General features: G+C 55.1%; 14 protein-coding genes, 3 tRNA genes, 1 rRNA gene and 1 riboswitch. All 18 genes read left to right on the top strand.

What is annotated here, in order from left to right; translation table 11 throughout:
• Positions 1-7 precede the first annotated feature (7 nt).
• The 18 genes from rrf (at position 8) to FZ041_RS08785 (ending at position 10,985) form a co-directional block, all read left to right on the top strand.
• A 5S ribosomal RNA gene (gene rrf / locus FZ041_RS08865) occupies positions 8-124 on the top strand.
• A gap of 5 nt (positions 125-129) precedes the next feature.
• Positions 130-205 (top strand) — tRNA-His (locus FZ041_RS08860).
• An 11-nt stretch (positions 206-216) separates the two neighbouring features.
• Positions 217-292: transfer RNA gene (locus FZ041_RS08855), tRNA-Trp, on the top strand.
• A gap of 7 nt (positions 293-299) precedes the next feature.
• Positions 300-390: transfer RNA gene (locus tag FZ041_RS08850), tRNA-Ser, on the top strand.
• A 114-nt stretch (positions 391-504) separates the two neighbouring features.
• Positions 505-608: riboswitch (purine riboswitch) on the top strand.
• Positions 608-1,942, top strand: a complete 1,335-nt coding sequence (locus FZ041_RS08845) for an NCS2 family permease (RefSeq protein ID WP_075444399.1) — start codon at positions 608-610, stop codon at positions 1,940-1,942. Its footprint overlaps the riboswitch before it by 1 nt.
• Before the next feature lie 241 nt (positions 1,943-2,183).
• Positions 2,184-2,495: a 50S ribosomal protein L21 gene (rplU, locus tag FZ041_RS08840; protein ID WP_074515810.1), complete on the top strand. Its 312-nt coding sequence runs from the start codon at positions 2,184-2,186 to the stop codon at positions 2,493-2,495.
• A 3-nt stretch (positions 2,496-2,498) separates the two neighbouring features.
• Positions 2,499-2,810 (top strand): ribosomal-processing cysteine protease Prp, encoded by a 312-nt coding sequence (locus tag FZ041_RS08835; protein WP_075444402.1) that lies wholly within the window; start codon positions 2,499-2,501, stop codon positions 2,808-2,810.
• A 14-nt stretch (positions 2,811-2,824) separates the two neighbouring features.
• The gene (gene rpmA / locus FZ041_RS08830; protein ID WP_075429921.1) at positions 2,825-3,118 is read left to right on the top strand and encodes a 50S ribosomal protein L27; all 294 of its coding nucleotides are present in this window, start codon (positions 2,825-2,827) and stop codon (positions 3,116-3,118) included.
• Between the two features lie 183 nt (positions 3,119-3,301).
• Positions 3,302-4,582: a GTPase ObgE gene (obgE, locus tag FZ041_RS08825; RefSeq protein ID WP_075444405.1), complete on the top strand. Its 1,281-nt coding sequence runs from the start codon at positions 3,302-3,304 to the stop codon at positions 4,580-4,582.
• A gap of 23 nt (positions 4,583-4,605) precedes the next feature.
• Positions 4,606-4,908, top strand: a complete 303-nt coding sequence (gene yhbY / locus FZ041_RS08820) for a ribosome assembly RNA-binding protein YhbY (RefSeq protein ID WP_075444408.1) — start codon at positions 4,606-4,608, stop codon at positions 4,906-4,908.
• Positions 4,909-4,923: 15 nt separating this feature from the next.
• Complete coding sequence (gene proB, locus FZ041_RS08815; protein ID WP_149189301.1) at positions 4,924-6,051, top strand: glutamate 5-kinase; 1,128 nt, start codon at positions 4,924-4,926, stop codon at positions 6,049-6,051.
• Positions 6,052-6,071: 20 nt separating this feature from the next.
• Positions 6,072-7,328 (top strand): glutamate-5-semialdehyde dehydrogenase, encoded by a 1,257-nt coding sequence (locus tag FZ041_RS08810; RefSeq protein ID WP_149189300.1) that lies wholly within the window; start codon positions 6,072-6,074, stop codon positions 7,326-7,328.
• Positions 7,325-7,492, top strand: a complete 168-nt coding sequence (locus FZ041_RS14455; RefSeq protein WP_173433974.1) for a hypothetical protein — start codon at positions 7,325-7,327, stop codon at positions 7,490-7,492. The genes FZ041_RS08810 and FZ041_RS14455 overlap by 4 nt, the downstream gene beginning before the upstream one ends.
• Positions 7,489-8,106 (top strand): nicotinate-nucleotide adenylyltransferase, encoded by a 618-nt coding sequence (nadD, locus tag FZ041_RS08805; protein ID WP_149189299.1) that lies wholly within the window; start codon positions 7,489-7,491, stop codon positions 8,104-8,106. Before FZ041_RS14455 ends, nadD begins: the two co-directional genes overlap by 4 nt.
• A complete protein-coding gene (yqeK, locus tag FZ041_RS08800; RefSeq protein WP_439653966.1) occupies positions 8,103-8,699 on the top strand; it encodes a bis(5'-nucleosyl)-tetraphosphatase (symmetrical) YqeK in 597 nt (198 codons plus the stop codon). The genes nadD and yqeK overlap by 4 nt, the downstream gene beginning before the upstream one ends.
• A gap of 22 nt (positions 8,700-8,721) precedes the next feature.
• Complete coding sequence (locus tag FZ041_RS08795; protein WP_149189298.1) at positions 8,722-9,753, top strand: LCP family protein; 1,032 nt, start codon at positions 8,722-8,724, stop codon at positions 9,751-9,753.
• Between the two features lie 5 nt (positions 9,754-9,758).
• Entirely contained in the window at positions 9,759-10,100 is a 342-nt protein-coding gene (gene rsfS, locus FZ041_RS08790; protein ID WP_371263029.1) for a ribosome silencing factor, read from the top strand.
• A gap of 12 nt (positions 10,101-10,112) precedes the next feature.
• Positions 10,113-10,985 carry a CvfB family protein gene (locus tag FZ041_RS08785; RefSeq protein WP_075444423.1) on the top strand — a complete coding sequence of 291 codons (873 nt, stop codon included), beginning with the start codon at positions 10,113-10,115 and terminating at the stop codon, positions 10,983-10,985.
• Positions 10,986-11,077: the final 92 nt, after the last annotated feature.

The raw sequence follows: 11,077 nt of genomic DNA, 5'->3' as shown, positions 1-11,077 counted from the left end.
CTGAATATCCGGTGACGATGCCTGTATGGTTCCACCTGTTCCCATACCGAACACAGTAGTTAAGCATACAGAGGCCGAAAGTACTTGTCTGGAGACGGACTGGGAGGATAGGTAGTTGCCGGTTTCATGGCGGCTTTGGTGAAGCGGTTAACACACTGGATTGTGGCTCCAGCATGCATGGGTTCGATCCCCATAAGTCGCCCCATTTTAACTATTAGGGGTATAGCTCAATTGGTAGAGCAACGGTCTCCAAAACCGTAGGTTGTGAGTTCGATTCTTACTGCCCCTGCCATATATATGGAGTGGTACTCAAGAGGCTGAAGAGGACGGTTTGCTAAATCGTTAGGCTGGGTAACCGGTGCGGAGGTTCGAATCCTCTCCACTCCGCCACTTGCAAATATAAGCTCTGACTGATGTCGGGGCTTTTTTTGTTATGTCTTGCCAGAAAATATCTGAAAATTATGGTTTATTTTTCAAATTGACAAGTGTCCCTTTCTTTGCTATCCTGTATTTCGTCATAATTCTTGTATAAGCCCATTGATACGGAATGGGTGTTTCTACCAGACAGCCGTAAACTGTCAAAGTCTATGAGGAGGCTAATTTCTTTATGCAAGCACAAACGGGTCAGCCGACCTTCCTGGAGCGCTTTTTCAAGCTCCGGGAGAAAAACACGACGGTCAAGACGGAGGTTCTTGCCGGCTTCACGACGTTCATCGCATTGGCGTACATCATGTTTGTCAATCCGAACATCCTGGCCGATGCAGGGGTACCGAAAGAGGCCGCAATCGCTTCGACGATATGGATTGCAGCACTTTCGACCATGGTCATGGGCGTGTTCGCTAATTATCCGGTAGCTTTGGCTCCGGGCATGGGACTCAATGCGTTCTTCGCTTACTATGTATGTGGTGTCCTGCATCTGCATTGGACGGTAGCTCTGGGCGCAGTTTTCTTCTCGGGTGTATTGTTCCTTATCCTGACCATCAGTCATATCCGTCAGGCCATCATCAATGCGGTTCCGCAGAATCTGCGCGTAGCAATCGGTGTTGGTATCGGTCTTTTCATCGCGTTCATCGGTCTCAAGGGGACGGGCCTCATCATCAGTGATCCGGCTACTTTCATCACGCTGGGACATGTCACGCAGCCGACGACAGCGCTGGCCCTGTTCGGTTTGATCTTCACCGGGGCATTGATGGCCCGCGAGGTCCAGGGATCAATCCTGCTGGGTATCGTTGCGACGACGTTGCTTTCGATGTGCCTGGGCTATTCGCCGGTGCCGCATTCGTTCACGGATGTCATCAGTACGTCGCTGCCGCATATGGGGGAGACATTCGGTAAGCTCGATATTGCTGGTGCATGGAACTATGGTATCGTATCCATCATCTTCACATTCACCGTGGTTGAGTTGTTCGATAATATGGGTACGCTGATCGGTCTGACGGCAAAGGCCAAGATGGTCAAGCCAAATGGTGAGATTGAGAACATCGACCGTGCTCTGACGACAGATGCTGTTGGCACGATCTGCAGCTCGATCTTCGGTACGTCGACGGTCACTTCCTATATCGAGAGTGCTGCTGGTATTGCTGCTGGTGGCAAGACGGGGCTTACGGCGGTGACGGTGGCTATCCTGTTCTTGGTTTCGCTGCTGTTTGCACCGCTTATCGGTCTGGTTCCGGGATATGCGACGGCACCGTCGCTGATCCTGGTTGGTGCCCTGATGATGAGCGAGGTCGGCAAGGTGAATTTCGAGGATTTCACCGATGCACTGCCGGCATTCCTGACCATCATCATGATGCCGCTGACGTCATCCATTGCCAATGGTTTTGCTTTCGGCTTTATCAGCTTTGCGTTCATCAAGACGCTTGGCGGCAAGGCTCGTGAGGTGAGCCCCATCATGTGGCTCGTCAGCATCGCGTTCCTGATCAATCTGTTCATGCGCTCGTAACGAGAAACTACTATATAACAACAAGAGACATCACAGTTTTTGGCTGGATGTCTCTTGTTATTTTGGCGATAGTTTTCCTTGACATTGGGCAAGGGCTATGATAAACTTTTCTACTGTAGACGCAAGACGTGCGTCTTGATTGGGCTATAAGGCCCATCCCCAACCGCACAGCGGGGTTCCGTAAATCAGCTGTGTAACAGCTGTACCGCAGCTGGCGAGTAATCTATAGGGAGGTGTTTTCATGTACGCTATTATCAAAACTGGTGGCAAGCAGTACAAGGTTTCCGAGGGTGATGTTATCACGGTCGAGAAGCTGGCTGCAGCTGAAGGCGAGGCTGTTGTCTTTGACGAAGTCCTGACGGTTGTCAACGATGGTGATGTCAAGGTCGGCAAGCCGGTTGTCGCAGGTGCCAAAGTAACGGGTAAAGTCGAGGCTCAGGGCAAAGATAAGAAGATCCTTGTTTTCAAATACAAGGCTAAATCCAACTATCGCAAACGTCAGGGTCATCGTCAGCCGTTCACGAAGGTTGTTATCGAGAAAATCGAAGCTTAATCGATGATTGAGATTCGCATCTTTTCGCAAGCAGATGGGAAGATATCCGGTTTTTCGGTCACGGGCCATAGCGGCACGGCGGAGCGGGGACAGGATATTGTCTGTGCTGGGGTTTCCTCACTGACACAGACCGCTCTTTTGGGCATTATGGAGTACCTGCATCGCGAGGTCGATTACGACATAGCGAGTGGAAAGCTCACAGTGAGGCTCCAGAGCGCACCCGATGATCTCACAGAAGCTATTATGCAATCGATGCTTCTAGGACTGATGGAGATTCAGAAGCTCAGTCCGGAGGCTGTCCGTATCTCAAGGTAACGGAGGTGAATCTAATGTTCATTTTTGATTTGCAGCTGTTCGCTCACAAAAAGGGTGTCAGCTCCACGCGTAACGGCCGCGACAGCGAGTCCAAGCGCCTGGGCGTCAAGGAGCAGGCTGGCACGATCGTAACGGCTGGCAGCATCCTCGTCCGTCAGCGCGGTACGCACTTCCATCCGGGCCACAACGTCGGCATCGGTAAGGATGACACGCTGTTCGCGAAGGTAGCCGGTAAGGTTGCTTTCGAGCGTAAAGGCCGCTACAACCGTCAGGTTAGCGTCTACACGGCTGAAGAACAGGCTATGTAAGCCATGATATATACGGTACCTGCGCGCTTTTTTGAGCTGCGCAGGTATTGTTATATTGAACATATAGTAACGGCGTTAAGTTGCGTTGTGGTGCATAAAGGTAAGAGCCGGTATTGAACACAATGCCGGCTTTTACTTTTATTCATCACAGGGCAGAGAAAAGGTAAGGTTAAGGAGGATACTATGCAGTTTATCGATCGTACACGCGTCATCGTCAAGGCAGGCGATGGTGGTCACGGAAAATCGGCATTCCGGCGTGAAAAATTTGTGCCGAAGGGCGGCCCCTCTGGCGGTGACGGCGGCCGTGGCGGCGATGTCATCTTCGTCGTCGATCCCAATATGAATACCCTGCTGTATTTCCGCTTCCATCGGAAATTTGCGGCGAAGAACGGTGAGAACGGTGATATCAAGAACCAGTATGGTGCTAATGCGCCGGCCTGCTATGTCAACGTGCCGCCAGGGACGATCGTCAAGGACGAGGCAACCGGACAGGTATTGGCTGATCTTACGGAAATCGGCCAGCAGGCAGTTGTCTGCAAGGGAGGCCGTGGTGGCCGCGGCAATGCGAAGTTTGCCAATTCCGCCAACCGCACGCCGACTTTTGCTGAGTTCGGTGAGCCAGGAGAGGCCCGCAACCTGATCCTTGAGCTCAAGCTGCTGGCGGATGTCGGTCTGGTCGGCTACCCGAGCGTCGGCAAGTCGAGTCTGGTGGCCAGCTGCTCGGCAGCACGTCCAGAGATTGCGGAGTATCATTTCACGACGATCACACCGGTCCTCGGCGTCGTCAAGACGGATTATGAGAAGAGTTTTGTCATGGCAGATATTCCGGGACTAATCGAAGGCGCTGCTGACGGTGTGGGCCTGGGGCATGATTTCCTGCGCCACGTCGAGCGCACGAAGCTAATCTTACATATCGTCGATGCTTCGGGGCTGGAAGGACGCGATCCGGTGGATGATTATTACAAAATCAACACCGAGCTCAAGAAGTACAGCGAGAAGATCGCTCGCCGTACGCAGATCCTCGTTGCCAACAAGATCGATATTCCTGAGGCTCAGGAGAACCTGCCGCGCCTCAAGAAGCTGGCCGAGCAGGAAGGGCTGAAGTTCTTCGAGATTTCGGCAGCGACGCGCCAGGGGGTCAGCGACCTCATCAGCTACGTCGGCGAGTGGCTTGACAATTATGTGGAGGAGCCGGAAACGGAAGAGGAAGTCAAGGTCTATGATGAGAATGAGGAGGATCCCGAGAAGGTCACGATCTCGCGCGATATCAGCGGTGACTTTGTCGTCTCGGGCAAATCCTTGGAGAAACTCGTGGCGATGACGAACTTCCTCAACGATGAGGCAGTGCGCCGCTTCCAGTATATCTGGCGCATCAAGGGCATCGACGCAAAACTCAAGGCTAAGGGCATCAAAGAGGGCGATACGGTGCATATCGGTTCGATGGAATTTGAATTCCGCGAATAAATCATTATATAGGAGGAAATAGATTGCTTAGAAATTCATTGACTGGCAAGCAGAAGAGTTTTTTGCGCTCGCTGGGCCAGAAACTCGAACCCGTTGTCATGATGGGCAAGGAAGGCGTCACGCCGACTGTGGTTGAGGCTGCTCGTGAAGCCATCAAGAAGCGTGAACTCATCAAGGTCCGCGTCCTGCAGAACTGCATGGAGGAGCCGGAAGACGCAATCACGATGCTGGCAGAGCGTGCGGATGTGAATCTTGTGCAGATCATTGGCCGCAATGGTCTGTTGTATAAACGTAATTTTGACAAGCCGAAAATCGAACTGCCGTAAAACGGGGGCGATCCTATGAACGCAAGAGAGCGGCTGCGCGATGCCAAGCGCATTGTCGTCAAGGTAGGGACGAGCACGCTGGCCCATGAGACTGGCAAGCTCGATCTTCACCGCATCGATCATCTGATCCGCGAACTCGCGGATCTCCGGAACCAAGGCAAGGAAATGGTACTCGTGTCGTCGGGGGCGATTGCTGCCGGCCTCGGGAAACTGGGATTAGCGAAGAAGCCGGACTCCATTCCGGAGAAGCAGGCCATCGCGGCTATTGGCCAAGGTGTGCTCATGCATATCTATGAAAAATTCTTTGCCGAGTATGGGCAGGTCATGGGGCAGGTCCTGCTGACCAAAGAAAATTCGGTCCGTCATAACCAGTACATCCATTCCCGCGATTCCCTGCTGGCACAGCTGGCCATGGGGGCGATACCGGTCATCAATGAGAATGATGCCGTCGCTGTCGACGAAATAAAGATAGGCGACAATGACAATCTTTCCGCCATGGTGGCAACCCTGGTAGATGCCGATGCGCTCATTATCTTATCGGATATCGAAGGGCTCTATACGGCGAATCCGTCCACGCATCCGGAGGCAGAGCTGATCTCTGAGATCCCTGAGATCACGCCGGAAATCGAGAGAATCGCTGGCGGGGCAGGCTCGAAGCTTGGCACCGGCGGCATGATGACGAAAATCCAGGCGGCGCAGGTGGCGATGAGTGCTGGCGTGACGATGGTCATTGCCTCGGGGGCCCGCGATGGCATCATCCGTGATGTCCTGGCTGGCAAAACGGTGGGGACAGTGTTTCCCGCACGCGAGTCGCATCTGCGGGTCCGCAAGAGCTGGCTGGCTTTTGGCAAGCGGCTGGCCGGCGAGCTGGTCGTCGATGACGGCTGTGCGGCGGCAATGCGCGAGAAGGGTTCAAGTCTGCTGGCCGCAGGTGTTGTGGCTTGTGATGGCGACTTTCATGAGGGCAATACGGTGCGCGTGCTCAACCTGCAGCAGCAGGAGATCGCTCGCGGTATCGTGAATTATAATGCCGAGACTTTGCAGAAACTGCTGGGCCATAAGACCGAGGAGTTCTCGCGTCTGATTGGTGGTGAGGGGCCGGAGGAGGTCATTCATCGCGACAATATGGTTCTGATGGTCTGATTACCTGAGGAGGAATTTGGATGGATTTCGAAGCAGAGATGAAGAAGAAGGCCGAGGCTGCCCGTGCGGCAAGCCGCAAGCTCAGCGTTTTGCCGACTGGTGTCAAGAACAAGGCGCTGCTGGCCATGGCTGAGGCATTGGAGAAGCGCAGCTCCGTGATTCTGGCAGCGAATGAACAGGATCTGGAGGAAGCCCGGCAGAAAGGACTCAAGCGCTCCTATCTTGACCGGCTCATGCTCAATGAAAGCCGTATCAGCCAGATGGCCGAAGGGCTGCGCCAGACGGCACAGCTGCCGGATCCCATCAGTCAGGGCGATTATTCGGCGACGCGTCCTAATGGCTTGGAAATCCGCCGGATCCGGGTGCCGCTGGGCGTCATCGGCATCATCTATGAAGCACGGCCGAATGTGACGGCCGATGCGGCTGGTCTCTGCCTCAAATCGGGCAATGCTGTCATCCTGCGCGGCGGCTCCGAGGCTATCCGGTCCAATACGGCCATCAGTTCTCTGCTGGCAAAAGCCGCTTATGAGAATGGCATCCCTGAGGGAGCTTTGCAGTTTGTCGAGTTCACGGACCGTGCGGCTGTGGATGTCATGACGCATCTTTCCGGGCTGCTCGATGTCATCATTCCACGCGGCGGTGCTGGTCTTATCAAGCATATCGTCGCGAACAGCTCGGTGCCGGTCATCGAGACGGGAACCGGTGTCTGCCATACCTTTGTGGATGCATCGGCGGACCAGGCTATGGCCGTTGACATTGCGGTCAATGCCAAGACGTCGCATCCATCGGTCTGCAACGCCATGGAGACGCTGCTGGTGCATAAGGCCATTGCGGCGGAATTCCTGCCGCGGCTTGCGGCGGCTATGGCGGAAAAACACGTCGAGCTTCGTGGTTGTGAACAGGCCTGTGCCATCTGTCCGGCGATGATTCCGGCAACGGAGGAAGACTGGTCGGCGGAATACGGCGACCTCATCTTGTCCGTCAAGGTAGTGGAGGATATCCAGGCAGCCATCAGTCATATCAATCGTTATAATACCGGCCATTCGGAGGCTATCGTTACGACAGATATCCGCAATGCGCACCGCTTCCAGCGTGAAGTGGATGCCGCTGCAGTGTATGTCAACGCATCGACGCGCTTCACCGATGGCTTTGAATTCGGCTTTGGCGCTGAAATCGGCATCAGCACGCAGAAGCTGCATGCACGTGGGCCCATGGGGCTCATGGAGCTTACGAGTACGAAGTATCTGATCTATGGTGAGGGGCAGGTTCGCGGATGAACCGGCTGACTGGTTATGGTCGGACCATCCGCCAGTATCTGGCGACGCCCAAGGGGCGTCATGATGCCAAGGACTATGGACGGGCGATCCTCATCATCCTGCTGACGATGCTGGCAGGATTGGCCTTGCTGGCCAGTTGGGAAGGAGGCGCATTGCTGCCATGACGGAAACAAGACAACTGCGGATCGGCATCATGGGCGGTACCTTCGATCCGATACATATTGCCCATCTGGCAATCGCTGAGGCTGTACGTGAAGAATTCAGCCTGGATCTCGTGCTGTTCATCCCTGCGGCCAATCCGCCGCACAAGCAGGGGCGCAAGGTGGAGCCAGCCTATCATCGCCTGATGATGACCCAGCTGGCGACCTCGTCCAATCCGTTCTTCCATGTATCCAAGCAGGAGCTGGAACGGACGGGGCCATCGTATTCGCTCCTGACGGTACGGGAAGTGCAGCAAAGGTATGGCGAGGCCGCGGAACTCTATTTCATCACGGGCTCGGATACCATCAATGAGCTGCACACCTGGTATCATATCGAGGAATTGCTGCGCGAATGCCATTTTGTGGGGACCACCAGACCAGGGGCTCCTGTCGACGAGGAAGCTTTGGTCCGGCAGTTCGGAGCCTTGGCCCGTGAGAAGATCCACTTCCTGGCCGTACCAGAACTGGAAATCTCTTCCACGGTGGTCAGGGCACGCGTGAGGGCTGGCAAGAGCATCAAGTATCTGGTGCCGCCTGCTGTGGAAGCGTATATCAAAAAAGAAGGGTTGTATTCATGAGTTTTGGCATGAGCTATGAGGCCATGGAAGCTGAACTGGCGAGCCGGTTGAAGGACAGCCGTTTCCGTCATTGCCTTGGGGTAGCCGAGACGGCGGTTTTCCTGGCGCACCGCTTTGGTGCCGATGAGGAGCGGGCCCGTGTGGCCGGCTTGCTGCATGACTGTGCGCGTGAGTACCGCAATGAGGACATGCTGGCGGAGGCGCAGCGCCGCGGGATAGCAATCGGCGAAGTGGAGCGGGCGATGCCCCTCCTGCTGCATGCGTATATCGGTGCAAGGCGTGTGCGGGAGATCTATCACGTGGATGATGCCATGGTAGAGCAAGCCATCTGGCGTCACACCGTCGGTGGCACTGGCATGACGGATCTCGACAAGATCATCTGGTTTGCAGATATGGTCGAGCCGGGGCGCAATTATCCAGGTGTCGAGGAACTGCGCCGGCTGGCAAAGACAGCTAGCCTCGATGATATGGTCCTTGAAGGCTTGAGCCAGTCGATCCGTTTCGTTGTAGCGAAGGGCCATCTGATCCATCCCGATACCGTGCTGGCGCGCAACGAGCTGCTATTGAAGAAGACCGGCAGAAATGAACCATAAGAGCAATAAAGAAGGTGCGCCAATGGGAAATGAACAGCAGAATATCACCCGCGAGAATATCATGCGGAAACGGCAGCTGCGGGCAAGACGCCGCCGCCGGGCATTGGCCAGGCTTTTTTTCCTGCTGATATTCTTGGGGGCTGTGATAGCCGGTGTGCTGTTCCTTGGATATACACTGGTCTCCTGGGGCAGCAATATCTATCACGAATATCAGGCCATGTACAATGGCTACACGGAACGACAGCAGGCAAGGCGCGGCACCATCGACCCCAAGTTTGATGGCTACACGAACATCCTGGTCATGGGGCTGGACGAAGGTGCTGATGAGACGGCAGGCACGGAGAAGCGTGCCGATACGATCCTGGTGGTCAGCCTCGAGAATGAGACGGGCAAGGTGCGGTTCATCAATATCCCGCGGGACACCTGGGTGAACCTGCCGGAGGGCGGTACGGCGACGAAGCTCAAGAGCGTCTATGCACTGGGCGGGGCGCCGATGATGGTACGCCAGATCAGTTCGCTCCTGGGCATATCCATCCATCAGTATGTGGCCTTGGACATGGCGGCCTTTGTGGATCTCATCGATGCGCTGGGCGGCATCGATATCTATGTCGAGGGGGATATGCAGTACGAGGACCCCGAGGCGGATCTGTCGATCCAGCTCAAACAGGGCTATCAGCATCTGAATGGCCAGCAGGCCCAGCAGTATATCCGGTTCCGCAGCTCGGAACTCGGCGATGTCGGCCGCGTGCAGCGCCAGCAGCGTTTTGTGAAGGCTCTTTATCAGAAGCTGCTGCAGTTTGAGACGGTGCCGAAATTACCGGCTGTGGCAGATATCTTCAAGCAGCGCGTCGATACGAGCGCAGAAATCTTTGATTCTGCGCATCTGGCCAATGTCCTGCGCAGCATGAGCAGCGATACGCCAGTGAGCGTCATGCTGCCGGGGTCCGTGGCCCAGGAGGATGAATCGATTTGGGTGCCGGATGAAGCCGGAATCCAAAAACGCATGCAGGAACTCTTTCCTGCCGATACATGGAATAAACCAGAGGAGGAATAAAATTGATGATACAGGGAATGACGGAGGCCATCTGCAAGGCGGCCAGTGACAAGAAGGCACGCGATATCGTAGTGATGGATATGCAGGGGCTCATGTCCTCGACGGATTACTTCGTGATCTGCTCGGCGAATACGGCCACGCAGGTCCGGGCAATCGCAGATAATATCGAAGAGGCTATGGATGAGGCAGGCATCGCCTTCAACCACAAAGAAGGTTATCGCGAAGGTGAATGGGTGCTGCTGGACTATGGTGATGTAGTCGCGCATATCTTCATGCAGGAGGCCCGCGAGTACTATGCGTTGGAGCGTCTCTGGGGCGATGCAGAGCTGACCCCGTACGAAGACTGATTGAGGTCGGAGATGGAAGAGAGAAAAAAGAGAAAATACGGGCCGAGTACGGTCGCGACACTCAAGGTAGCACGTATCGGTGAGATGGGTGCCTTCCTGGATGCGGAAACCGGCAACACGTCGGACGATATCCTGCTGCATAAGACACAGCAGACCGGGCCGGTGGCCGTTGGCGACGAAGTCACGGTATTCCTGTACCTTGACCCGAAGCGCCGGCTGACGGCAAGCATGCGTGTACCGCGCATGAAAGAAGGACAGATCGCCCGCCTCAAGGTCATCAATACGAGCCGGGACGGAGCTTTCCTGGACGTTGGTGCCGAGCGCGGCATCTTCATGCCGTATGCAGGCATGCGCGGGCGGCCTCAGGTCGGCGAGGTGGTATGGGCGAAGCTCTACACCGACAAATCCGGCCGTCTGGCGGTCACGATGGAAGTCGAGGATGAGATGCGCCGCGCCTCGCAGCCGGCGACGAATGTCCGCGTAGGCGATGCGGTCACTGGTGCCATATACAACTACACCGATAGCGGAGCCTTCTTGTTCAGCAACGAACGCTATATCGTGTTCATCGACAACAAAGAGATGAAGACGCGGCCGCGTGTCGGCGAAGTCGTGACGGCGCGGGTGACGTATGTACGTCCGGATGGGCGGCTCAATGCCTCCCTGCGTGAGGTCAAGGAAAAGGCCTTGCTTACGGACTCGCAGCGCATCCTGGAGCTCTTGGCGAGCCGCAATGGCAAGATGCCGTACAGCGATGAATCGTCGCCGGAGGTCATCCGTGACAAGTTCCAGATCTCAAAGGCAGCATTCAAGCGGGCCTTGGGACATCTCTTGCGCGAGGGCCGTGTCGTGGAGAAAGATGGCTGGACCTATCTGAAAGAAAAATGATGGTGCCGGTGGACTTTTTTCAGGAAAGCAGAAGGAATTTGTTGCTTTAAGGCGAATAGAAACATCATAGATGAAATATAAAATGGGATAAT

The sequence above is a fragment of the Pseudoselenomonas caprae genome, assembly GCF_008271345.1.
GTDB lineage: Bacteria > Bacillota > Negativicutes > Selenomonadales > Selenomonadaceae > Selenomonas_A > Selenomonas_A caprae.
The sequence above is the reverse complement of the archived record's forward strand: the minus strand, read 5'-3'. Positions and strand labels throughout refer to the sequence as shown.